Origin of the sequence: uncultured Thiohalocapsa sp. (genome assembly GCF_913063425.1) — a bacterium.
Lineage (GTDB): Bacteria > Pseudomonadota > Gammaproteobacteria > Chromatiales > Chromatiaceae > Thiohalocapsa.
Genome location: NZ_CAJXYK010000027.1, coordinates 1 through 24,377, shown reverse-complemented (window position 1 = coordinate 24,377; position 24,377 = coordinate 1). Strand labels below are relative to the sequence as shown.

Annotated in this window: 17 protein-coding genes; 10 read left to right on the top strand and 7 right to left on the bottom strand. The window is 68.9% G+C overall.

Annotated elements, in window-relative coordinates; all coding sequences use genetic code 11:
• Positions 1-497: 497 nt before the first annotated feature.
• The 6 genes from QZ607_RS15110 to QZ607_RS15085 all read left to right on the top strand — a co-directional run bounded on the left by QZ607_RS15110 (position 498) and on the right by QZ607_RS15085 (position 9,297).
• Positions 498-1,676 (top strand): efflux RND transporter periplasmic adaptor subunit, encoded by a 1,179-nt coding sequence (locus QZ607_RS15110; RefSeq protein WP_295884220.1) that lies wholly within the window; start codon positions 498-500, stop codon positions 1,674-1,676.
• Between the two features lie 163 nt (positions 1,677-1,839).
• A complete protein-coding gene (locus QZ607_RS15105) occupies positions 1,840-5,805 on the top strand; it encodes an efflux RND transporter permease subunit (RefSeq protein WP_295884217.1) in 3,966 nt (1,321 codons plus the stop codon).
• Between the two features lie 105 nt (positions 5,806-5,910).
• Complete coding sequence (locus QZ607_RS15100) at positions 5,911-6,720, top strand: hypothetical protein (RefSeq protein ID WP_295884215.1); 810 nt, start codon at positions 5,911-5,913, stop codon at positions 6,718-6,720.
• 218 nt (positions 6,721-6,938) lie between these two features.
• Positions 6,939-7,571 carry a ParA family protein gene (locus tag QZ607_RS15095; protein ID WP_295884213.1) on the top strand — a complete coding sequence of 211 codons (633 nt, stop codon included), beginning with the start codon at positions 6,939-6,941 and terminating at the stop codon, positions 7,569-7,571.
• Positions 7,572-7,845: 274 nt separating this feature from the next.
• The gene (locus QZ607_RS15090) at positions 7,846-8,271 is read left to right on the top strand and encodes a hypothetical protein (RefSeq protein WP_367268202.1); all 426 of its coding nucleotides are present in this window, start codon (positions 7,846-7,848) and stop codon (positions 8,269-8,271) included.
• Between the two features lie 108 nt (positions 8,272-8,379).
• Positions 8,380-9,297: a 5'-nucleotidase gene (locus tag QZ607_RS15085; RefSeq protein WP_295884208.1), complete on the top strand. Its 918-nt coding sequence runs from the start codon at positions 8,380-8,382 to the stop codon at positions 9,295-9,297.
• Positions 9,298-9,319: 22 nt separating this feature from the next.
• Here the strand turns inward: QZ607_RS15085 and QZ607_RS15080 are convergent, their stop codons facing one another.
• The 3 genes from QZ607_RS15080 to QZ607_RS15070 form a co-directional block, all read right to left on the bottom strand.
• Positions 9,320-11,530 (bottom strand): EAL domain-containing protein, encoded by a 2,211-nt coding sequence (locus QZ607_RS15080; protein WP_295884203.1) that lies wholly within the window; start codon positions 11,528-11,530, stop codon positions 9,320-9,322.
• 138 nt (positions 11,531-11,668) lie between these two features.
• A complete protein-coding gene (gene epmB, locus QZ607_RS15075) occupies positions 11,669-12,664 on the bottom strand; it encodes an EF-P beta-lysylation protein EpmB (protein ID WP_295884201.1) in 996 nt (331 codons plus the stop codon).
• Between the two features lie 7 nt (positions 12,665-12,671).
• Entirely contained in the window at positions 12,672-14,018 is a 1,347-nt protein-coding gene (locus QZ607_RS15070) for an MFS transporter (protein ID WP_295884338.1), read from the bottom strand.
• Positions 14,019-14,165: 147 nt separating this feature from the next.
• Here QZ607_RS15070 and QZ607_RS15065 point away from each other — a divergent pair, with 147 nt between their 5' ends.
• Together QZ607_RS15065 and QZ607_RS15060 are read left to right on the top strand one after the other, a co-directional pair.
• Positions 14,166-14,630: an SRPBCC family protein gene (locus QZ607_RS15065; RefSeq protein WP_295884199.1), complete on the top strand. Its 465-nt coding sequence runs from the start codon at positions 14,166-14,168 to the stop codon at positions 14,628-14,630.
• A gap of 109 nt (positions 14,631-14,739) precedes the next feature.
• Positions 14,740-15,186, top strand: a complete 447-nt coding sequence (locus tag QZ607_RS15060) for a PAS domain-containing protein (RefSeq protein WP_295884197.1) — start codon at positions 14,740-14,742, stop codon at positions 15,184-15,186.
• A gap of 25 nt (positions 15,187-15,211) precedes the next feature.
• On the opposite strand, the gene QZ607_RS15055 is transcribed toward QZ607_RS15060, so the two are convergent.
• Both QZ607_RS15055 and QZ607_RS15050 read right to left on the bottom strand, forming a co-directional pair.
• Positions 15,212-16,975 (bottom strand): BatD family protein, encoded by a 1,764-nt coding sequence (locus QZ607_RS15055; protein WP_295884195.1) that lies wholly within the window; start codon positions 16,973-16,975, stop codon positions 15,212-15,214.
• Positions 16,972-18,243: a Coenzyme F420 hydrogenase/dehydrogenase, beta subunit C-terminal domain gene (locus QZ607_RS15050; RefSeq protein ID WP_295884192.1), complete on the bottom strand. Its 1,272-nt coding sequence runs from the start codon at positions 18,241-18,243 to the stop codon at positions 16,972-16,974. Before QZ607_RS15050 ends, QZ607_RS15055 begins: the two co-directional genes overlap by 4 nt.
• 417 nt (positions 18,244-18,660) lie before the next feature.
• Between QZ607_RS15050 and QZ607_RS15045 the strand changes: the two genes are divergently transcribed.
• Both QZ607_RS15045 and QZ607_RS15040 read left to right on the top strand, forming a co-directional pair.
• Positions 18,661-19,101 (top strand): phosphate-starvation-inducible PsiE family protein, encoded by a 441-nt coding sequence (locus QZ607_RS15045; protein WP_295884188.1) that lies wholly within the window; start codon positions 18,661-18,663, stop codon positions 19,099-19,101.
• A 399-nt stretch (positions 19,102-19,500) separates the two neighbouring features.
• Complete coding sequence (locus tag QZ607_RS15040) at positions 19,501-21,918, top strand: EAL domain-containing protein (protein WP_295884187.1); 2,418 nt, start codon at positions 19,501-19,503, stop codon at positions 21,916-21,918.
• Positions 21,919-21,986: 68 nt separating this feature from the next.
• Here the strand turns inward: QZ607_RS15040 and QZ607_RS15035 are convergent, their stop codons facing one another.
• Together QZ607_RS15035 and QZ607_RS15030 are read right to left on the bottom strand one after the other, a co-directional pair.
• The gene (locus tag QZ607_RS15035) at positions 21,987-22,691 is read right to left on the bottom strand and encodes a hypothetical protein (RefSeq protein WP_295884186.1); all 705 of its coding nucleotides are present in this window, start codon (positions 22,689-22,691) and stop codon (positions 21,987-21,989) included.
• A gap of 1,003 nt (positions 22,692-23,694) precedes the next feature.
• Positions 23,695-24,377: hypothetical protein (locus QZ607_RS15030; RefSeq protein ID WP_295884183.1), on the bottom strand; the 683-nt coding region annotated here is incomplete at its 5' end.

Genomic DNA, 24,377 nt, shown 5'->3' with positions numbered 1-24,377 from the left:
GTATGCGGGTCGGTGCAGTCCGGTACTATACGCCAACTGCCTGCGGCCTGGGCGCATGCGCCGCGGTCCGACGCTGTCCTGCACAACGCCCACAACTGCTTGGCGGCCCGCGCGAAAACCTTGATCCCGCATGGTGGGACGCCCCTTCCGGCGCAGCCAACGGCTTGATTTGGATCGGGTTAGTCGCCCATTTGCTTGAAGTTGCCCGGTGATTCCGAGATACTAGGGGACTGCGTCGTGGGCTTTGCGCCGCGGCGGCCTGACAACAACAGAGATCGCGCCGGGAGCAAGCGCTGACAGCAGACACGACTGCCGCAGCCGCCGCGGCCTTCGGCTGGCAGCCGGCCGGCCTGCAGGCTCGGGCCGGCGCGGACGCATGTCGGGCTTGCGTCCGGCCTGATCAGACACCGACACTGCGCGGCGGGCGGACAACGCCCGCAGCCGCCGGCGTCGCGACCCGCATCACCACATCCCGCTGTCTTCAGGAACCCGTACACATGGGCAAAACCTTCTCCGCCGCAGCCCGAGTGCTCGCCGCCTGTCTGTTGCCGATCGTCGCCGCCGGCGCCGCCGCGCAGAGTGCCGACGGCGTCTATGTCGTCAAGCAGGCGGAAGGGCTGCCGACGGTCTCGGTCGGTGGCACCGTCATTCCGTACAAGGAGGTCACCCTCGCGGCCCAGCTGCCGGGGCGGGTGAAATACATTGCCGGCATCGAAGGCGATTCGTTCGAGAAGGACGAGACCCTCGTCGCCATCGACGACAGCGAGCTGCGCGCCAAGCGTCAGGCGCTGATCGCGCAGATGGCCACCGCCGACGCCCAGCTGCGCAACGCCGGCGTGCAGTACACCCGTGAGCTGTACTCGCCGCGCTCGCGCGCGTCGCCGGGTGGCATGGGGGTGCCCAATCTCTTCGACCAGTTCTTCACCCGGCCCATGGAAGACTTCATCGGCGACCGCGACCAGGACGCCGAGCTCTCCGCGGACCTGTACGCCTCCGGCACCCAGATCCAGGAGGCGCGCAACGCCATGATGCAGCTTCAGGCGGAGCTGCGGGCGCTGGACTCGAAGCTGCGCGATGCGCGCTCGGTGGCGCCCTTCGACGGTGTCATCGTCACCAAGTTCGTGGAAGTGGGCGACACCGTGCAGCCGGGCCAGCCGCTGCTGAACTATGCCGATGTCGAATATCTGCAGGTGGAGGTGGACGTGCCCGCCCGGCTGCGCCCGGGCCTGCGCGAGGGCATGATGCTGCGCGCGGAGCTTGACGTGCCCACCCGCGGCGGCACGGCAACCGACGGCCCGGGCGTGCCGGTGCGCGTGGCGCAGATCTTTCCGATGGCCGACCCGCAGCGGCACACGGTCAAGGTGAAGTTCGACCTGCCGCAGGGTGTCTCGGAGCCGGGCATGTATGCCAAGGTGCTGGTGCCGGACTTCAACGCCCCGGCCCGGGTGAACCCGGTGGTGCCGCGCTCGGCGATTCGCTTCAACGGCAGCTTGCCGGGCGTTTACGTCCTCGATGAGCAGGGGGACCCCGAGCTGCGCCTGATCCGCGTCGGCGAGCCCCGCCCCGATGGCAAGGTCACGGTGCTGAGCGGTCTGCGCCCCGGTGAGCGCATCCTCGAAAATCCAGGTGCCGGCGTCACCAGCAACTGGTCCCGCGGTGGGGCCGGCGGGCACTGAGCCGCGCCCGCGATCATTCGCAACCCATAACGGCATGCAGAAGCCCGCCCGCCCAGGCTGCGCCGCAGGCGTCGCGTCGCGCGCAGCCCGCAGCACCCCCGGCGCGGCAGGCTCCGGGCTCCCCCGCGCCGATTCGCTCTCACACCAGGTCTGATACGCGATCATGAGCCAGGACGACAGCACCCGCGCCGACACCGGGGCGACTCCAAAGGGCGAGCCGCCGTACGACGAGGAGAACCTGGGCCTCGCCGGCCGTACTGCGCGCTTTTTCATCCGCTCTCCGTTGTCGCCGCTGTTCTACGTGGCGATGCTGATGATGGGCCTGCTCGGGCTCATCGCCACGCCGCGCCAGGAAGACCCGCAGATCTCTGTGCCCATGATCGACATCATGGTGCAGTACCCCGGCGCTTCCGCGCAGCAGGTGAGCAATCTCGCCATGCAGCCGCTGGAGCGCATGATCAGCGAGATCCCGGGGGTGGATCACGTCTACTCCGCGGCTGAGCGCGGGCAGGGCATCGTCACCGTCCAGTTCGAGGTGGGCGAGGAGATGGGCCCCTCGCTGGTGAAGGTGAACGACAAGCTCGCCTCGAACATGGACAAGATCCCGCCCGGGGTCATGCCGCCGCTGGTGAAGAGCAAGGGCATCGACGACGTGCCCATCGTAACGCTCACGTTATGGTCCAAGGATGTGGACGGCGACGGCCGCCCCGACGTGGACGACGGCCAGCTGCGGCTGCTGGCGCAGGACGTGCTTCAGGCCCTGAAGGAGGTCCCGGACACCGGCAACGCGTTCATCGTCGGCGGGCGCAGTGAGCAGATCACCGTGGACGCGTTCCCGGAGCGGCTGTCCGGCTATCGCATCAGCCTGGGCGACGTGGCCAACACCATCAAGACCGCGAACGCGGAGGCCACCGCCGGCGGGGTCGAGTCCAGCGGCGCGCACTTCTCCGTCACCACCGGCTCCTTCCTCAAGAGCGCCGACGAGATCGCGCGGCTCGTGGTCGGCACCTACAACGAGATACCCGTCTACGTCTACGACGTCGCCCAGGTGCGGCGCCAGCCGGAGGACGCCAAGCATCTGGTGGCCTATTACGCGGGTCCGGCGGCGACCGAGGGGGTCGAGGCCGACGGCGTACCGGCGGTGACCGTCGCCATCGCCAAGAAGGAGCTGACCAACGGCGTCACCGTCGCCGACGCCATCATCGACAAGGTCGAGGAGCTCAAGGGCGGACGCATCCCGAACAACGTCGAGGTCAGTATCACGCGCAATTATGGAGAGACCGCCAACGAGAAGGTCTCCGACCTGATCAAGAAACTCTTCATTGCGACATTCTTCGTCTTTCTGCTGGTGCTCATCGCGTTTCGGGCGCTGAAGCCCGCCATCGTGGTGCTGCTGGTCATCCCGGTGGTGCTGTTGATGACCATCTTCACCGCCTGGGTCACGAACTACACCATCGACCGCGTCAGCCTGTTCGCGCTGATCTTCTCCATCGGCATCCTCGTGGACGATGCCATCGTCGTGGTCGAGAACATCTACCGCCGCTGGCTGGAGGAGGGCCGCACCGACGACCACACTGCCGTGGATGCGGTGCGGGAGGTGGGCAACCCCACCATCCTGGCGACCTTCACCGTCATCGCCGCCTTGCTGCCCATGGGCTTCGTGAGCGGCATGATGGGGCCGTACATGGAGCCCATACCCGCACTCGGCTCCGTGGCCATGCTGATCTCGCTGTTCGCGGCCTTCGTGTTCACGCCGTACCTGGCCATCTCCAAGTGGCTTCGGCCGTCCATGCGCTACCTGGAGGTGGCGGAGAAGCGCGAGCACCGCGAGGCGGAGGGGCTGGAGAAGCTCTATGTGGCCATTCTGACACCCCTCATCGAGAACAAGGCCACCCGGCTCACCTTCAAGCTGATCCTCTGGGGCACCTTCCTCTTCACCCTGTCCTTCTTCTATTTCAAGTGGGTGCCGGTGAAGATGCTGCCGCTGGACAACAAGCCGGAGTTCTCGGTGGTGCTCGACATGCCCGAGGGGACGGCGCTGCCGGTGACGGCCAACCTGGCCCATCGCATGGCCGAGAAGCTGCGCACCATGCCCGAGGTGACGGCCATGCAGCTTTATGCCGGCACGGCGCGGCCGTTCGATTTCAACGGCATGGTGCGCCACTACTATCTGCGCGACGCACCCTGGCAGGGCGAGATCCAGGTTCAGCTCAAGAACAAGAAAAAGCGCGAGCGCTCCAGCCACGAAATCGCCGTGGAGGCGCGAGAGATGCTGAAGCCCATGGCGGACGAAAGCGGGGCGCGCATCGCCGTGGTCGAAATGCCGCCGGGACCGCCGGTGCTCCAGTCCGTGGTGGCCGAGGTGCATGGTCCCTCACCGCAGGTGCGGCGCGACTTCGCGCGGGACCTCACGGACATCTTCGAGCAGGCCGAGAGCACGCGGGATGTCGACAACTATATCCGCGAGTCCTTCGACTACTGGCGCTTCGACGTGGACACCGAGAAGGCCGTGCGCCGGGGCATCTCGGTGGACACCATCAACCAGAACCTCGCCATGGCGCTCGGCGGTGCCCAGCTCGGCGACGTCAAGATGAAGGCGGGCCATGAGCCCGTGCATATCGTGCTCCAGGTGCCGTTGGCGGAGCGCTCCCAGATCGACCGCCTGGGGGACCTGCCGATCCGCTCCAACGCGGGCTTCACGGTGCCGCTGCGGGAGCTTGGACGCTTCGAGCGTGTCCCCGAGGAGCACATCATCTACCGCAAGGATCTGCGTGCGGTGGAGTACGTGGTTGCCGATGTGGGCGGCGAGCTCGCGGCGCCCGTCTACGCCATGCTCCAGGTGCAGAATCGCCTCGATGACATGGGTTACGTGGCGCCGGACGGCACCGAGCCGAAGGGGTATTGGCTCGGGCCGCCGCCCACGGACCGGATCTCCGGCTTCGAGTGGACCGGCGAGTGGACGGTGACCTATGAGACCTTCCGCGACATGGGTGCGGCGTTCGGCGTCGCCCTGGTGCTCATCTACATCCTGGTGGTCTGGGAGTTCGGCAACTTCCGCATCCCACTGGTGATCATGGCGCCCATTCCGCTGACCCTGCTCGGCATCATCCCGGCGCATTGGCTCATGTTCCAACTCGGAATGGGCGGCGAGTTCACCGCCACGTCCATGATCGGCTGGATCGCGCTTGCCGGCATCATCGTGCGCAACTCCATCCTGCTGGTGGATTTCTCCATCCACGAGGTGCAGAAGGGCGTGCCGGTGGCCGAGGCGGTGATTCGCGCCTGCAAGACCCGAACCCGGCCCATTGTCATTACGGCGCTGGCGTTGGTGGCGGGCTCCAGCGTCATCTTCACGGACCCGATCTTCCAGGGCATGGCCATCTCGCTGTCGTCCGGGGTGCTGGTCTCGACGATCCTGACGCTCATCGTGATCCCGCTCGGCTGTGTTGCGGCGAGCCGCGATCTGTGTGAAGTGGCGGTCGCCAGCGCCCCCGCCGGCACCAGCGTACCCTGCGCAGAAGAGCTCGTGGACGAGGGTCGCGACAGCGGTCAGCAGCCTGCGTCCGCCAGGCGCTCCGAGCCCTCGCCCGTGCTCGCGAAGCTCGGCGGCGCCCTGATGATGCTCTTCTACCTCGTGCGCGGCATCTTTTTGCTGTTGTACGACGCTTTGAAGTCCCTGCTGCGGGGCAAGCGCCGGCGGGGGGCCGGCGGCGGCTCCGGCGGTGGGCCCGGCGGCGCCACCTCAGGCGGCGCCACGGGCAGCACCTCGCAGGGCGACGGCGTGACCTACGACGAGCGCAGCGCCACGGGCGAGGTCCCCAACGCGCTCCGCACCAGTGAGGCGGGAACAGCGGCGCCGACAGCGGCCGGAGAGGCCCCGGGCGCGCAGGCCCGTGGCGCGTCGGCGCCCCCAGCGCCCGCCGTCGCGGCCAAAGGCAAGGAGCCCGTGTCACGCCCCGCCGACGCGCCGGCCGGGCGCAAGAAGACGCAGGCACGTGCCACGAAGAAGAAAGCGGCGCCCAAGTCTGCCGCGGGCGCCAAGCCCAAGGTGGCAAAGGTGCAGAAGAAGGCCGCCCGCCGGGGCATCCGACTCAAGAGCGACGACGAAACCGGACAGGGTTTCGACTAGACCGGGTGCTCCGGCCGGTCATTCGACGCCGCTGCGGCTAGACTGAAGACGACGGCTGCCCGTGGCGGCCGACATGACTGGACTGCGCCGCTGGTGGTAATGCTCATGCTGAGAATCCTGGTCCTGGCCCTGTGGCTCGCCCCGGCGGCGTTTCTCGCGAGCCCGTTGACAGCTGACGACCTCTACGGCGCACCGGACCCGGGGTGGTACAACGCGGGCAGCGGCTACCGCCCGGACACCGGGCGCGCCGACGCCGGCGACTGGTACGGCGCAGACGCCGGCGGCGGGTATCACTACGACGCCTTCCGCCGCGATGACCGCGACCGTCGCTTCGGGGGTGCCCGCCCGCAGGCAGGTGGCTACGCCGGGTGGGAGCGGCGCGTCGATGACGGCTATGGCGCGGCAGACGGCTATGGCTACTCGCCGGCGGACCCGACCGAGAGCCGCCGACCTGATGCCGAGCCGGCTGACCGGGTGTCCCCCAACGGCTACGGCGCCCCGGACTGGGCGCAGGAGCCGCTGCCCGAATACGGCGACCGTCCGGACAGCTTCCGGGCGCCGGACTATTCCGCAGATATTTATGCAGCCCCCAGGCGGCAGCAGGCGGGGGACGGCTACTCCGGCTGGCGCGCACCGCCGGCGCGCCCGCGCTATCGTTTCCGGGATGATCCTGACCTGGAGCAGCAGGCGGGCGGCGGCGTCTTCGGCTACCAGTTTCGGCCGCTCACACGTCGGGAGCAGGAGCGCCACCGGGAGGCGTCCCGCGACGGTCGCTTCGCCGATCCCTGGCGGGATGAGAGCCGCTACCGTCCGCGTGATCGAGATGAGCGCGGCACGGCCTTCGGCTACGCACCTGCACCGGGCGCGGCACCGCAGGACGACTTCTACCGGCGCTACTACCGCAGCGGCCCTTAAGCGCCTGCCGCCGGCGGCGCGGCCTCGGCGATTGCGGACGAGCACGCGGCGTCATACCCGGCATCCTTGCACGACCATGGCCTGTGCGGCGGTCCGCTGCACGCTCAGGAGGCCCACGGGACGGCGCCACCCGTCGGTGATCGCCGCAGATTCCAGGGGTTCGGTGCGGTATGCTTGCGCGCTGTTGTTGAGCGCCAGCGCAGGGGAGTTTGTCCGGCATGATCACCGTGATTGGGAGTCTCAAGGGAGGCTCCGGTAAGAGCACGCTCACCTTCAATCTGGGCGTCTGGCTCGCCATGGCGGACGTCGATGTGCAGCTGCTGGATGCGGACCCGCAGGCCACACTTACGGACGTCACCGAGGTGCGGGCCGAAGAGGGGTTCGAGCCGACGCTCCTGGTGCGCGACCGCAGCGCGCTGACCCCGGACGGGCTCGCCGAGCACGACGAGACCATCATCGACATCGGCACCGCGGACATGGATGCGGTGCGCACCTCGCTCGCTTTGTGTGACCGCGTGATCGTGCCGGTGCCGCCGTCGCAGGCGGACATCTGGTCGACCCAGCGCTTCGCCCGACTGGTGCGCTCGGTGGAGCGCGCTGCGCCTGCGGAGATCATCGGCTTCATCAACCGCGGTGACACCCACCATGCCGTGCGCGAGACCAACGAGGCCGCCGCCGCGCTGGTGTCGCTGCCCGACGTGCGCTTCATCAAGCCGCGACTGTCGCAGCGAACGGTGTTTCGCCGCTCCTTCAGCGAAGGGCTCGCCGTGTTCGAGCTGGAGCCCAGGGGCAAGGGTGCAAAGGAGTTCTACGCGCTGGCGGCGGCAGTCTTTCCGCACCTGCTGAGCTGAGCAGCGCGCGCGCCCGTCGTGCGGTGGGAATTCCGAGTCTTTGTGTTAGGCTCTAGGGTCATACGTCCGCAACGCGCCGCGGGCTCCGGTCCGCTGCCCGAAGCGGGGTGGAGGCACCATGAGCCGCGCCGCAGAATAAGACCCGTTCACTGAGGCAATCAAGTCGATGGCGCATCCAAAAACCGATCCCGACACAGGCGCGCCGCATCAGGCCGGGAATGGCCCGGAGGCACTGCAAGATGACGCCACGGACTCCCAGGCAAACGCCTTCGCCATGGACCGGCTGTCCCAGGCCTTCGAGAACAGCGCCCGCCGCTGGGAGCTGATCGTCTATCCATCGCTGTTCGCGTTCATCATCCTCGCGGCCTACGGCTTCTACCTGGTGTTCAGCCTCGCCAAGGATGTGCACTACCTTGCCATCAGTGTGGATTCGAACATGACGGTGCTGGCAAGCAACATGCAGTCCATCTCCGACAATATGGGCCAGATCAGCTCCAACGTGCGCACCATGGCCGTGGGCGTGGACTCCATGGCGCGGGACGTGAGCGTGCTGGAGCCCATGCTGACCACCATCCAGGGCATGGACCAATCGATGCAGTCCATGACCTACTCCACGGCGACCATGCGTGACGAAGTGGGCATCATGAACCGCAACATCGGCCGGCCCATGCACTTCATCAACAGCTTCATGCCCTGGTAGATGCAGGCGCCCCGATAAATGCAGGCCGGCGGCGGTCAAGCGCCCGCGCAGCTGCGTCGGCCAGCGCCGGGGCCGGCGGGCACGACACCGCAGCCGCCGGCTGCAACGGTGGACGACAGCCGGCGCACTGCGCCCATTCGCCTCGTGGTGGCGATCTCGTCACGGGCGCTCTTCGACCTCGACGAGTCCCATCGCATCTTCAAAGCCGAGGGCGTGGACGCCTACCATGCCTACCAGGTGGCCCGGGAGAACGAGGTGCTCGCTCCGGGCGTCGCTTTCGCCCTGGTGCAGAAGCTGCTGGCGCTGAACGAGCGCATCGGCGAGGCCGGGCGGGTGGAGGTGATCCTCCTGTCCCGCAACAGCTCCGACACCGGTCTCAGGGTCTTCAATTCCATTCGCCACCACGGGCTCGACATCACCCGGGCGGCCTTCACCGGCGGGGCCAGCCCCTACCGGTATGTCAGCGCCTTCGATGCGCACCTGTTCCTGTCCGCGGACCCGGATGACGTGCGCCAGGCGCTGGCGGCGGGCTGTGCCGCGGCCACCCTGATGCCGGCACCCGCGCAGACCGCATGCGCCGACGGCTCACCGGTACGCATCGCATTCGACGGCGACGCCGTGCTCTTCTCCGACGAGGCCGAGCGCGTCTATCGCAGCGAAGGCCTCGCGGCCTTCAACGCGCGCGAGGTGGCCGCGGCCTCGGTTCCGCTGTCCGCCGGTCCCTTTAAGCCCTTCCTGCTCGCCCTGCACCGGCTCCAGGCGCTCTTCCCGCCGCAGGATGCGCCGCTGCGCACGGCGCTCATCACCGCGCGCGGTGCACCCTCGCATGAGCGCGTCATCCGCACCCTGCGCGACTGGGGCATCCGCATCGATGAGGCCCTGTTCCTCGGTGGACTGCCGAAGGGGCCATTCCTGGAGGCCTTCGACGCGGACATCTACTTCGACGATCAGGAGGGTCATTGTGCCGATGCGCGCGGCCGCGTCGCCACCGGCCATGTGCCGCACGGCATCGCCAACGCCGGTTGAGTACCGGCCGCGGCGGAGCTCATTACAAGCGCAGCGACAGACGCTCAGAATCCGGACCCGACGCCGCGGTGGTGCTGTCGCCGTCCTGCGGCAGGTCCAGACTCGTGGTGGGTGGCTGCAGATAGTCGCCCTGCACGTATTCGATGCCGGCGTCCCAGAGCAGATTCAGCGCACGACTGTCCTCGACACCCGTGATGATGCTGCGGATGTCCCGAGCGCGGGCGAGGCGAATGAGCTCCAGCAGGTGCTGCTGCTTGTCCTTGTCCGCCGAGAGGCCGGCGGCGAGTGCGGGGGCGAGCTTGACGAAATCCGGCCTGCCGACGGCGCTGCTGTCCAGCGCGTCCACGAGGCCGTGCTGGTTGACGCAGATGCGGCAGCGGATTTCGCGCAGCCCGGCCACGAGGTCCGCCCAACGCTCGGGCTGTGCCTGGGCATCCTGCTCGCGCATCTGGAACGTGAGCCAGCTGCCGCGGATGTCGAACTCCCGCAGCGCATCGCAGATCCAGATCAGCAGATGCTCGTCCGCGACGAGATCGGCCGACAGGCTGATGAAGAAGGCGGCGTGCTCGCCGATGCGGCGACGCTGGCTCAGGAGCCGCAGCGCGGAGCGAATCATCCAACGGTCGATGTCCGCCATGCGGCCGCTGGCCGCTGCGGAGCGGATGATCTCCCCGGCGCTGGCGAGGGTCCCGTCCGGGCGGCGCAGGCGCAGCAGAACGCTGTAGTGCTCGCGGCTGTCGCCCAGCAGGCTGATGATGGGCTGCAGCGCGAGCGTGAAGCCTTCCGTCGCGAGTGCCCGCTGGATGCGCTCGGCGAGATCGTCCACCACCACGGTCTCGCCCGCATCTTCGTGCGCTGACAGGCTGAGCCGCGGCGGCTCCGCCCCCGAGGCGGGCGTCTCGGGGACCGGCGTGCCCGCAGGATGCAACGGCGCCGAGTGCTGAAGGTCCGTGCTGTCGCCCGGGGCGAGCAGGTCGAGCCCCTCTGTGGTCTCTGTGCCCACGGTGTCCGTGGCGGCGATGGGCCAGGCGTCCGCCACGGCACGATCCAGCACGTCCGCGGGGGCCCCGACACCAGGTGCGACCCGGGTCAGCCCTAAGCGCAGCCGCAGTTGCCGCAACGCCGGCTGATCACTCTCCGCGGGCGCCGCCCTGAGTCGCCGCCGCAGCTGATCCAGCTCCGCCGTGCTCAGATCTTCCACAAGCAGGGCGCAACTATCCTCGGCGACGATGAAGCAGCCGCTGTCAGCCGGTGCCGCGGCACGCAGACAGTCGGCCAGCGTCTGGACCAGCTCAGCCGCGCCGTCGAAACCGAGGGCACTGCGATGATCTGCGTAATCCGCCACCACGGCCAGCGCCAAGGCGGAGCTGCGCTCGACGGGGCTGGCGTCGTCCGTTAGGACGCCAAGGCGCTGCAGGAGCCGGAGGCGGTCGTTCCCGCGGGGCGCAACCAACCCATCGGTGTCGCCCCTGTTGCTGGGGCTCAGGGCCACGGCGAGCCCCTGACCACCGTCGATGGCCAGGGGTGTGGCCGTCACCTCCGCGGTGAAGGCGGGCCCCGCCTGCGGCACGAAGCGCAGGGTCTCGCGGGTCTTGTCATCCAGGTCCAGCAGCAGTGCCCGCGCCAGCAGTGCAGCCAGGGGCTTGACCGACTCGGGCGCGGCAAAATCCGCCAGTGGACGCTGCACGAAGGCGTTCCCCTGCGTCAGCCCCAGCAGGCCCTGCAGGGTGGGGTTCAGGTGCACCACCCGGGCATCGCGCACCAGTGCCAGGGGCTGCTCGACCCGATCAGCCAGGGCACAGAGCGATCGGCCCGCATCTGCGGAGGCTGCACCCGTTGCCGCGGGCGCTGCTGGCAGGGCGAAGGCGCGGCGTACGGCTGCCGCGAGTGCGGTTCCGTCGTCCGCACGGGCGAGCCCCGTCGCGCCGGCGCCCATGACCTCCAGAAGGGTCGTGGCGGATACATCCGCTGCTGCCGCGAGGGTCAGCGGCACCTGCGGGTACGCGGTTACCAGCCGAGCCAGCGGTGCCGGGGCGCTCCCGGCGCCCATGTGGGCCAGGATGGCGGCGGGGCCGTGCATCGGCAGCAGGGCAGGCAGTTGCGCCGGGTCGGTGCAGGTGCGCGTTACCGCGCCGGGCACCGCCTGGCCCAGCGCCGCGGCGGCTTGGGCGGCCCAGGCCGCGGGGCCGAGGAGCACCAACGTCGGGGGGGTGCCGGAAGAATCGGAGGGCATGCGGGCTGGGGTGGGCGGGTTGGGCGAACGGGCGGGGCGGACGGACTGGGCGGACGGACTGGGCGACGACAAAGCTCGCCTCCGCCCGATTATCCACATGCGCCCTGCCGTCGGAAACCGGCGCCGGTGTGTCGGCGATCACGACAGCGGCAGCTTGTAGGCTGCGCCCGGCGTTTCGCGCACCAGCAACGGGGTCAGATACCCCGGCAGGCGCGCCCGCAGATTCGTCGCGATGCGGCGCGCCCGCTCGTCGTCCACCGCGAAGTGCCCGGCGCCGGCCACCGGGTCCAGTTGATGCAGGTAGTAGGGCAGCACACCGGCCTCGAACAGGCGCTCACTGAGGGCGACCAGGCAAGCTGCATCGTCGTTGACGCCGTGTAAGAGCACACTTTGGTTCAGCAGCACCACGCCGGCGCGGCGCAGGGCAGCAAGGGCCTCGGCCGCCGCCGTGCCGAGCTCGGCGGGGTGGTTGGCGTGAATCACCACAACGCAGGGCTTGGGCAGTCCGCCGAGGCATCCGCACAGTGCCGGCGTCACCCGGCTCGGCAGCACCACCGGCAGGCGGCTGTGGACGCGGATGCGGCGTATGTGCGGGAGCGCGGCGATGCGCGCCAGCAGATCCCCAAGCGCGGCATCGTCGAGCAGGAGCGGGTCCCCACCGCTCAGGATGACCTCCTGCACGTCCTCTGCCGCCGCGAGCTCGGCGAGGGAGCCGTCCAGAGCGCTGCGCCCCGGCAGTGCCGCGTACGGGAAGTGTCGCCGAAAGCAGTAGCGGCAATGCACCGCGCAGCCACCGGCGGCGAGCAGCAGTGCCCGGCCCTGGTACTTGCGCAGCAGGCCCGCCTGCGTGCGCGCTGAAGCCTCGTCCAGGGGATCAGGCCCGAAGCCCTCCCGTGCCTGGAGCTCAGCGGTGAGCGGCAGCACCTGGCGCAGCAGCGGATCATCGGGATCGCCCCGGCGCATCAGGGCCGCGAAGCCCCTGGGCACCAGGAGCCGAAAGTCCTTCGGCTGCCGCAGCACCCGCCCGCGGGCTGCGGTGGGGATGGCGAGGAAGTCCAGCAGCGCGTCCGCCTGGGTGAACGCGCTGGCCAGCTCCTGCTGCCAACGGGGTGGCTGCGCCGCGGCATCGGGCATGGTCGGCTCAGTCTCCGTGGTCCACGGAGACCTCACGCAGCCCGAGCGCATAGACCGCCACGGCCAGCGCGCCCAGGCCAAGGATGCCGATGACCGTGGCAGTGTCGTAGAGGTCGGCGAGCAAGCCGATGACGCCGCCGAGCAGCATGGCGATGCCGATGATGGTATTGCTCACCGCCACCATCGCGGCGCGATTGTCGCTGTTGGCCAGATCCACCAGGTAGACCTTACGGCCAAGGCGCACGCCGGCGTGGGCGATGTTGACGGACAGGAAGAGCCCCGCCAGGAGCCAGGCGAGGGCCGCCCCCTGGACGCCGTCCTGGGCCACGACCCAGGTGGCGATGCCGGTGACGCCGCCGACTGCCGCGGCCAGCGCGATGACCAGGCGTGCGGAGCGGTCGCTGAGCCGGCCCCAGATGGGCGCGCTCAAGGCGCTGGCGAGGCCGCTTGCGATGATCAGCAGCCCGAGCCCGGACAGGGCCGTGTCGCTGCTGCGCTGCAGCAGCAGCACGTAGAAGGGGGGTGCCAGCGCCAGGCTCAGGAGCCCGATGCGGGTGAGCAGATAGCGGCGGAAGTCCCGGTCGGTGCGCAGCAGGTCCAGGCTCGCCAGGGCCTCGGTGAGGGCGTTGCCGCCGCCGGCGGTGGCCCCCGGCTGCTCGCGGATGCCGGCGAACACCAGGGCGCCGAGCACGAACAGCACACCGCCGGCGGCCAGCAGCAGGGCGTACACCAGCCGTTCCGACGCGACGTCGCCGAGCACGCCCAGCGCGAGCCCGAGCCCCAGGGTGGCGGCGCCCGCAATGCCGGCGGACCATCCCATGAGGCGCCCCCGGCGGGACTTGGAGACGGTCTTGCCGAGCACGTCCTTGGCCGACACCGAGCACAGGCCCCGCGCGAGGCTGAACACCACCAGCAACCCCACCACGGCCCAGCCGGCGGCGGCGCCGGCCAGGGTCAGTGCGGCCAGCGCCATGGCGCCGAGGGCGAGGGCGGAGAGCAGGGCGCCGATGATCCAGACCGGCTTGCGCAGGCGCATGCGCCGGATGTAGGCCGCCACCGCCAGCTGCGGCAGCAGCACGCCGGACTCGCGGATGGGCACCAGGAGACCCACGAACACCGCGGGCGCCCCCAGGGCGCCCAGCAGCCAGGGCAGCACCAGCTTGGCGCTGGAGAGCTCGTCCGCCACTTTGCTCAGCAGATTGGCGCCGAGGTAGGCGAAGAAGTTGCGCGGCTGATCGTCACAGGACTCGGGTGGGATGTCGCGGCAGACGCGGGCGTCCTCGTCACCGGTGACGAAGTCGTAGAGCTGGCCCAGGGCTCGCTCCGGCGCGCTGGGGTAGGTTGCCGCCGGCATGGCATCGGTGGGCTCGTTCCGGGGTCGTGTGTCGTTCATAATGCTGACGGAACCGCAGGGGGCAATCCGGGTCGCAACAAACACGTGCGCGCGGGCGCTGTGCATCGCGCAGCTGCCGGCTTGGAAGATCGTTCTCGGGGGACTGTCGTGGTCAAAGCGCAAGCGAGCATCGAGATCGAGCGGCCGCCGGACGCGGTGTATGCCTTTATCGCCGAGGATTTCGAGCAGAACTATCCGCGCTGGTCGCCGGAGGTGAAGGAGCTGCGGCTCATCTCCAAGGGGCCGATGCGTGTGGGCACGCTCGCGCGGCAGGTGCGGGTGGACCAGGGCCGGCGTACCGAGTCTACGTTCAAGATCACGCAGATGCAGCCGGCCGAGCGGCTTACCTTCCAGGGTACGAGCTTTCCGTTCCTGGTGGACTATCGGTTCGACGCCGCCGTGCAGCATACCAGGCTCACCTTCACCTTCGAGCTGCGGCGCATCGACCTGATGATGCGCCCGTTCGAGAAGCTCATCCGCGCGGCGGTCCAGGATGGCGCCGAGCGCACGGTGCGCAACCTCAAGCGGCTCATCGAGGCGGAATGCGCGCCGCCCGAGCGGCAGTCGGCATGACCCCGCGGCCTGAGGGCGGCGCACGCCCGCATGCCGCGCACACAACCGCCGGCGCGGTGCGGCAGTGGCCGACCGACGCATGCCGGCAAAGCAATCGGCAGAGGCCGTCATGAACTTCGTCGTCGAAAAAGACCCCGGCATGATCCCCACGGTGCTGGCGCAGATCCTGGACAGCTGCGTCAATGGCGTCACCTTGTCCGATCCGGATCTGCCGGACAATCCTATCGTGTTCGCCAACGCCGTGTTCGAGCGCATGACCGGCTACAGCCAGGACGAGATCCTCGGCCGCAACTGCCGCTTCCTGCAGGGCGACGACCGCGAGCAGCCCGGCATCACGGAGATTCGCGCGGCCCTCGCCGAGGAGCGCCCGGTGGAAGTGACGCTGCGCAACTACCGCAAGGACGGCACCCGCTTCTACAACCGCCTCAGCATCCGCCCCCTGCTCGACCCGGACGGTCGGGTCATCTACTACCTCGGCGTGCAGTACGACGTCACCGAGCAGGTGGAGGCGCAGCAGGAGATCGCGCGCCTCACGGAGCTGCTCGGGCAGGGCTGACGGCACCGCCCGTCCACTGTCGCCCTTACGCCGGCGCCACGCGCTCTGAGCCGGTTACCTGCGGCTGCAGCGCGGCGAGCCGCTCCGCCACCGGGCGCTCAGCCCAGGCATCATCGCCCGGCCCGTAGAACGCCTTGTCCAGGAGCTTCAGATCGTCGCTCAGCGGCGGTTCCAGGCGCAGCGCCAATTGCGACAGGTTCCCGGGCGGCCCTGCGGGCCACACCGCCGCCGCCCAGGCGAGGAGCGCATCGCGGGCCTGGATGGCAGCCGTCCGGCCGTAAGCATCGGCGACGGCAGCGATGAGCAGGTCCAGGTCTGCGGCCGTCGCTTTGGCCGGTGTCGCCTCCGGCTGTGACGGTGGTGCGGCCCCCGACCGCGAGCGGCGGCGCCTGCGCCGGGCGAGCAGGGCGCCGAGCGCCACCAGCAGGCTCAGACCCGCCGCGCCCGCCATCCAGGCCCAGGCGCCGGGCAGCCCGATGCCGTTGGTCTGCTGCTCCGGCATGCCGCGGGAGCCGGCTGCTGCAGGCTCGCCGTCCGTTGCGGCGTCCGGCGCATCGCCGGCGGCGCGGGCCGCCCGCTGGTCGCGCTCCCAGCGGGCCGCAGGGCGCCGGTCTGCGGATGCGAACGGCGCCACCGTGAGTGTCCAGTCCGGCAGGGACGCCCTGCGCATCTGCTGGGCCTGCGTGTCCCACCAGGCGATGGACGGCCCTGGCAGCACATAGCTGCCGGCCTCCTCAGCGCTGATCAGCACGCGCTCGGCGCGGTAGCCGACGATGCCGTTGGGGGTTTGCTCGTTCCACAACCGCGGCGGGTCGTCGCGAATGCGCAGCTGGAACGGAATCTCGAGCGGGATGGCGGGCAGGCGCTCGGCCGGCAGCCCCTCTGCCCGCAGCGTGAGCAGCCGCTCCAGGCCCTGCCCCGGTGCCAGGCGCACCTCTGTGGGTCCGGCCTCGCTCAGGCCGAGCGCCCGGGCCGGCAGCCAGGGGGCGCCCGCAGCGGCGGGCCGTGGGCGCACATCGATGGCGATGGGCTCGGCACGGTGGCGCACCGGGGCGCCGCCCGCGGGCTGCCAGGCGTCGAAGCCGATGCCGGTGATCCTGAGCCGCCCGGCCCGCTCGGGGAACACCGAAAACCGCTGCTCCAGCACCTGCTCGCCGTCCGGGGCCGTGCTGCGCGTCGTGCCGAGGGCCAGCAGGCGCGCGTCGTCGGCCTTTGGTGTCGGCAGATGTCCCTGGGGCGGGCCGTCCGGGGAGCGCACCCGGACGGTGACGACGCGCTCCGCCCCGACGACGCCGCGCAGGGGGCTCACCGCCGCGCTCACCGTGATGCGCTGGGGGGGCGTATCGGCGGCCGGCGGGGGTGCCGCCTGCGCGGGTGCGGGCAGCAGCCGGGCGTCCGGACTGGTGGTGGCGGCGACGGTGAGCGGCAGCGCCGCCGTGCGGGCGCCGCCCAGGTCGAGGGGGGGCACCGTGAGCGTGCCGGAGCGCCGCGGCAGCAGCGTCAGGATCAGCTCGTGGCGCTCCCGGCTGCGGCCGTTCACGGTGGTGACGGTCTCCGCCCGGCGCTGCCCCAGCACCTGGAAGTCCGCCGCGAGCGGCGACAGGTCGGGGTCCGCCGGCAGCGGCGCGGTGTCGCTCAGGGTGAGCGTCACCGGCTGGCTCGCGGCGACGTTGTCCGCCGACAGCTGCGCCTCAAGGGCCGCCGCGCTCGCCGGCAACAGGAGGCAGAGCCGGACCAACAGCGCGATGATGCCGCATCGGCGCCTGCCGCCGTCGCGCCGGGCGCTCATTGCTGCCGGCGCTGCGGTGTCGGCGGCTCCGGCCGCACGCCGCGGCCGAGGGCCTCGCGATGGGCCGCGTCGTAGGGTGCCAGGGCGCGGTAGACATAGTCCGGCACGATGCGCGGCTCGAACCGGCTGAAGCGGCTGCGCACGTAGTGCAGGTTGCGCAGCATCTTCATCTCGATGATGGCGCGGGCGAACTCCAGCCCGCGGGGGCCGCGGTGGCGCTGCAGCCAGGCGATGAGCCGGCGCACGGGCTTGGGCGGCTTACCGGGGGGCTTGGCGAGCATCTGGATGTAGCGGGGTACCCCGCGGCGGCGGTCGCCGGCGCTGTCAAGGTCGGTGGTCTCCAGGTCATCGCGCAGCAGCTCCAGCAGCTCGGCGCCGCGCCCGGTGCGCACCAGCACCCATTGCCAGCCCAGGCGCGCGCCCATGTAGCCGATGGTGATGTCGGCCAGGGTGTTGGCATAGTCGAAACAGGACAGGCATGCGGACGGGAAGATGCCCTCCAGCTTGTCCATGGGAAAGTCGATGTAGTTCATCCGCTCCGTGCTGCCGTCCTCGTGGTGCATGTGCAGGCTGTAGTCCTGCATGAACTCGTAGTGGACGATGGTGCCGGGCGAGCGCGAGACCTGCTCCAGAAAGTACGTGAGATCCGGATAGGTGACGTTGTCGGAACAGGGGATGCCGATGACGTCGAGGCGCGCGAGCCCGAGCTTGTCCTGCGCCGCGCGCAGCATGTGCACCTGACAGCCGGTGCCGACCACGGCGAGCCGCCGCACACCGGCGTCACGTACGGCGTCGAGCAGCCCGAGGCCGGGTGCCAGGCAGGGCTTGTTGCCGGCGGTGGCCAGCACCTCCTGCGGTGTACGTGCCAGCACGGGCCGGGGCGCAAAACGGGTGCCGGGCATCGCACCCGTGGTCAGCACCGCGTCCACCGCGTCGCGCTCCAGCAGCCGGGCACCGAGGCTGGTGACCATGCCCGTCCATTGCGCGCCGGTGACCGGTCGGCGCATGCGCGCGGCGAGCATCTGCTGGTGGATGCCGAAGCGCAGCTCGTCCCCATCCCGGCGGTTGCGCCCGAAGAGCCGGCGCTCGAGGTCCTCTGCGCGGTTGCGCACGAAGACGCAGGCCTGCGCCATGTCCGGCTTGAGCCGGGTATCGCACAGCCCGCAGTCGCTGCACAGGTTGGGCCGCCCTGCCAGGCGCTCGTCGCGGGACAGGAGCGTGGTTTGCCGGAGCCCTTTCGACGGGCCGGGGATGTCTTGATCTTTCAATAGTCGAGGCCGCGCCGCGCGGTACCACGCGGTGATTCGTCAGGTGGTTGGAAGGGGACAGTCTACGCCGCGACCGCCGCGGGCTGAACCCCGGTGTCAGATCGCTGTCCACACAGCCGCCGGAGGGGGCGCCCACCGAGACGCAGGTGCGGGTCTATACCTCGCCCATCTGGGGCGGAGATCGCCAGTGGTCCAGGTCTCCACCGGCTCCAGGCCCGGCACCTGATCCAGCAGCGCAGCCGGACCCGGCTCATCCTCACCGAGTAGCCGGGCTTCCCAAAGGCCAGCGCATCGCGGCCAGAGCCGCAGCCGGCGTCCAAAATCCGCGATCTGTCCGCCGGCAGTCCCCGGGCCGCCCTGAGGCAGGTCTCCAGCGCGTGGTGGTGTACGCGGCACTTCAGGCGCTATCATCCACGCATGGAAAGCGAGTCCAGCAAGACCCAGCGCCGGCTCATCGCCGCCGGCGACCGCACCCTCTACGCGCTGGAGGTTCTGGGGCTGCTGCTCATCACCATCGCCACCATCGTCGCCGCCACACAGGAGGTGACGAAGATGGTCGAGGCCCGGGAGGTGACACTCGCGGACCTGCTGCTGCTCTTCATCTACCTCGAGGTGCTCACCATGGTGGGCATCTATCTGCGCTCGGGTGCATTGCCGGTGCGGATGCCCCTGTACATCGCCATCGTCGCGCTGGCGCGCCACTTGATTCTGGACATGAAGTCCATGGGCGAGTGGGCGCTCATCGCCACCGCCGGCGCGGTGCTGATCCTGTCGCTGGCGGTCCTGGTGCTGCGGTTTGGGCACGTGCGCTTCCCCTACGGCCCGAGCGAGGACGGGAAGAACCTGGGCGACGGGTGAGCGTCTGCGAGCCGATCAAAGGGGATCGCCGTGCGAGCAACCTGTGATGTGGTTCCGGACACTGCTGCCCGGACCCTGAACAGACACAAGCTGCCCGCCCCGCACCAGGGGCCCGCGGCCCGGCTCTTCCGGATGCTTCGGCTTTCAGTGGCAATCCATGGTAGGCTCCCGACCAGTTTGTCAGGGAAGCACCGATTCGGGTGACCGCACGCCGCCCGCGGCGATGAGTACCGGGCGCAACGATTCGCTGGCGTGCCTGCCCGGTGCCCCAACCGGGTCCGGAGCGCCTCACACGCGTCCACTTCGTCCCGCGGCGCAGGCCAGCCGCCCAGCGACAGCCGCTGCCTGCACGCGCAATCCGCCCCCACCGTGTGCCTTGCCGGCGCCGGTGTCATCGTCATGCATCTACGCGCAAAGCTGGCTCTTGCCCTGACCCCGCTGGTCGTGGTGCCCGTCATCGCCCTGGGCTGGCTCACCTGGGAGTCGCTCCGGGACAAGCTGCATGCCGAGGCTGAGCAGGGGATGCAGGCGGCGCTGCTGCTGGCGGACCAGGGGTTGACGGACCTGGTCACCAATGCTGATGCCGATGCGGACCTGCTGGCCTCCGCCCCGGAGACCGAGGGCTATGCCGAGCTGCGCGCCCGCGGTGGTGCTGCACCGGAAGCCAGCGCTAAGCTGCTGCGCCTGTTCGAGCAGTATCGCGCCGCGTACCCGGACTATCTGGCCATCCGTCTGCTGGATGGCGCGGGTCGGGTGCTCGTGGGCACGGCAGCCGTCGGCTTCGCGGACGATGTCGCCCCCACCCTGTACGCTGCCACGGGTTCAGATGTGGCTGGACCGGAGCGCACGCGGCGTATGGACCCCGACGCCGACCTGCTGCATGTGCGCCACCGGGTCGAGGTGCCGGCGGGCACCGGCGGCTTCCGCGGCCGGCTCGTGCTGAGTGTGTCGCTGAAGCCGCTCTACGCACGTCTGGTGGACCCCTATCTGCGCTTTCGCGGTCAGCTCCTGTTGGTGTTGCCCGGGGGCGGCTTGCTGCACGCGAGCGGCAACGCCCCCCGGCAGCTGCCGGCGGCGCTGCGGGACCAGCTCGAGGCGCTCGGCAGCGCCCGGGGGCTTAGGCGGCTGCGCTGGGGTGGCGAGCCGAGCCTGGTGATGTCGCGATCGCTTGTGGACGGCGTCACGGCGGTGGCGGTGCAGCCGGTGCGGGGGCTCTCGCACCCGCTGAATCAGCTGGCGCTGCAGACGGTGGCCATCAGCTTCTTCGGTGGGCTGTTGCTGGTGGCCGTGCTCTTCGTGTGGCTGCGCCGGCTGGTGCTGCGGCCACTGGCCGCGCTGCGCCGGGCAGCGCGGGCCGTGGGTACCGGCCGGCCGGTGCCGCCGCTGCCGGTGCGCGGCGACGATGAGCTCGGCATGCTCGCTGCGGACCTCAACGAAATGGCCGAGCGACTCGGCCAGTACAACGAGCAGATCGAGCAGCTCGCCTTCTACGATCAGCTGACCGGCCTGCCGAATCGCAACCTGATCCGCGATCTGCTGGCGCAGCGCATCGAGACCTCGCGCGGGCCGGGGCAGGTCCTGGCGCTGCTGTTCGTCGATCTCGACAACTTCAAGCAGATCAACGATAACCTGGGCCACGCGGTGGGCGACAGCCTGCTGGAGACCTTCGCCGATCGCCTGCAGGGGCTGCTCGCCGGAGAAGGCATCGGTCACAGCGCCTTCCTGGCGCGCTTCGGCGGCGATGAGCTGCTGCTGGCCGCGGACGCACTCCCAGGGCCGGCTGCGGCGGACGCGCTGGCGGCGCGAATCCTCAACGTGGCCGCGGAGCCTTTCGAGCTGGGCGGCGGGCGGTACGTGGTCACCGCCAGCATCGGTGTCGCCCTGTATCCCCAGGATGCGCAGGACCCGGACGGACTCGTGCGCTGTGCGGACCTCGCGATGTACCGAGCCAAGTCCGAGGGCCGCAACACCTACCGGTTCTTCACCCAGGAGCTCAACGCGCGCTCCTCGGAGCGGCTGTCCATCGAGCACCGGCTGCGTCACGGGCTCACGGCGGAGCAGCTGACGCTTCAGTATCAGCCCATCGTCGCCTTGGGCAGCGGCGACGTGGTGGCCTGCGAGGCCCTGTTGCGCTGGCGCGACCCGGAGCTGGGGCCGGTGTCGCCGGCGCGGTTCATTCCGGTGGCCGAGGAAAGCGGTCTGATCCAGGATATCGGCCGCTTCGTGCTGCGCACCGTGTGCGCCCAGATCGCGGCCTGGCGGGATGCCGGGCTCATGATCCGCCCCGTCGCCGTGAACCTCTCAGCGGCCCATCTGCAGCGCGAGCCGCTGGCGGGTCCGGTGGCGGACCTGCTCGGTCGCTTCACGCTGTCACCGGACGCCCTGCAGATCGAGATCACCGAGTCCGTGCTCATGGATCTCACCCACGCCAACAGCGCCCGGGTGCAGGCCCTGAGTGACCTCGGTCTCGCCATCCACATCGATGACTTCGGCACCGGCTACTCCTCCATCAACTACCTGCGCCGCTTCGCCATCGACTGCATCAAGATCGACCGCTCCTTCATCGCCAACCTCTGCACCCGCGACGAAGACCGCGCACTCGCCACCGCCATGATCGCCATGGCCAAGGCGCTCGGGCTGCGCATCATCGCCGAGGGCATCGAGAACGAGGCCCAGCTCGCCGCCCTGCGCGAGCTCGGCTGCGACTTCGGTCAGGGATATTTCTTTGCCCGGCCCATGGACGCCGAAGACCTGGCCCTCTGCCTCCGGCATCCGCACCTGCCCGCGGCGCCGCCGTTGGCGGCCGCCGGCACATAGTACGCAGCGCATCTGGATCAGCCGCCGAATCGCTTCGGCTGTCCTATTCTTTCATGCCGTATCCGTTGTCAGCGCGGGCCGTGCGATGCGTGATCGTCGGGCTGAGCCGACGGCTTCGCGTCACCTTTCCAATCCAACTTGTCAATCAGGAACGCGCGGTACACTGCTGGAGCCATGTAGCTGTAGAATTCCTCAGAGCGCGCCTTGAAGAGCAAGGCCGCAAAAAGCAGCGCGATAACCCCTAATAGTGTCGCCCACGAGCGCTGCAGCAAGAGTACCAAAGGGATTGTGGACGCCAACGCAATAAATGCGCAGTTGCGATAGAAGCCATAGCGCGAAAGGAACACCATGAAGGTCGTGCTGAGCTGTTTTGTTTCAACATACTCCTTGCATAGGTGATAGGGGTCATCAATCCTGCCATTGAGTGAGCCAAGGTACTTCATGCGAATTTCTTCTGCGAGAAGTTCTGTCTCAGCGGAGCATCGTCGTATTTTGAATCCGAGGCTCTGACCGAGGATCCGGTAGATCTTGTCTACAGCTTCTCTATCCACATAGTTGGCAATGGGCTCAATGAGCATGCCCATCAATGTGAAGGCGAGGGGCGCCGCAACCAGCGTGATCGCGACAGGGGAGTGCTTTAGGTCCCCCAAGAACTGCTCAAGCGGGTAAACACCAAAGCTGATGAAAAAGACCAGCGCCACCGTCGTTGCCAGGAAACCCGTCAGAAAAAACGAGAAGATATCCCAGAGACTCAGGCGGATTTTCTCAACCATAAATAACGTCTCCTGTAATGCGGTAGGGTAAGCGCGGCGGATTCCTTGAATCAGTCAGCGCGAAGAATACTGCTCCAAGGATATCAGGATAAATGCTCGTGAGCTATTTCGCGGCGTTACCCGCAGCTGTACGACTATGAACGGCAGTTGCCGTTCTGCGCGATCAAGCCCTAAGGAACGCGACGCTGCTCTGCGGCGTCAGGGTCGACACCCAGGGGGCTTGCGCGGTGCCGCCAGCTGCCCGGCGCTCGCGCGTATCTGCGCCACACCGAATACAGAGGCTTCCACATAACGATTCGTAGGCAGTTGTTTGGAAAGGGCAAGTTGCGTGACAAAATGGCGACGAAGGTCGCCGGCAGTGGCGACAGGTTGCTCAGAGTCGAGACCACGAGCCACGGTGGGATGCTCGCGCGGCGCCACGGAGCCGCGGAGAACGAGTTGAAGCAATGGCGCGCCCCCAGCCGGGAGAAAGATATCTCGCACAGAGACGCAAAGGCGCAAAGAAAGAGAGAAGAGGAGAAAATTCAGGCCAGTGATACCGCTCCGGCGGTATCGCGCATCTCAGGGCGCTCTGCGCTGCCTGCGGTCGGTTCGGGACGGCTTGCGCATTGCAGCCGGGGCCATTGCCGGCCAACGCTCGGCTGGGGCGCGGAGCGCCGGGAGACAGGTGACACCGCGGAGCGGTGTCACCAGTGGATCACGGCTGCCCACGCCGAGTCCTGGCTGGCGGGCTGCCGCCCTGATCCAGTTCCAGAGCATAGATCCTGATCCATGCCGGCGCCCGGACCGTGCGATCCCTTGTTGGCCCCACGACACGCATGAAGCAAAGCTGAATCTAGGACGGCGTCGATGCCGCTCCGATCCTCCCGCTCCGACCAAGCCGCTGCGGGCGCGGCCCTGGATTCGGCAACGGCTCATCCTGGCTGCGACGGGCCGATGCCTTGATGCTCTCGACACAGCGGTTGGATCGGCCATCTTGCGCGGCGTCTTGACTGACCCGCGCTCAGGTTTCCTCCCGCGGCGCAGTTGACTCTGCGGTCCAGGCGAGTTTGAGGCCGAATTGGTTGGCGAGACGTTCGTAGCGTTGGCGGATTTCGTCCTTCGGTAAGGAGACCTCCATTGCCGCCCAGTCTACAACTGTTTCGTCGATGGGGTCCTCGGGATCGATCGCATCGACCACCGTAAAAGTATTATCAGGCATGAAGCCAACCGCCCAAGAAGGCTGGCCAAAATTTTCTGACAACAAGATCTGGTCATACCAATCGTTGCACTCTCTTCGAGCCAAGGCGGCCAAGCAGACCCTACGTACCGCCGGGTACTCGTGTTTCAACCACTCTCGGATGGCTCGCAACCCAACGGGCTCGCCAATGGCCGCGAGCACTTTGATGATCGCGACGCGTTCGTTGGGTGGTGCACATGTGAGTGTGCTCAGCAAGCGTTCATTCAACCATCCGCGCCAGCGAGAGTTGGCGAGTGCCATGGCGGCGGCGTCGAGTGTCGAGTTCACATGTCCCGTACCGTCACGCTGGTCGACGCAGCCAACCAGGGCCTCTAAGACTTGCACCGCGGTGTCGTCCTCGACATTGGGCTCATCCGCCAAACAGAGCGCGTAAGCGTCCCGCGAAATACATCTATCCCGGGCCGTGCCGGAGCTGGAACATGGTGCCATGTTCCAACCAGCGAGGA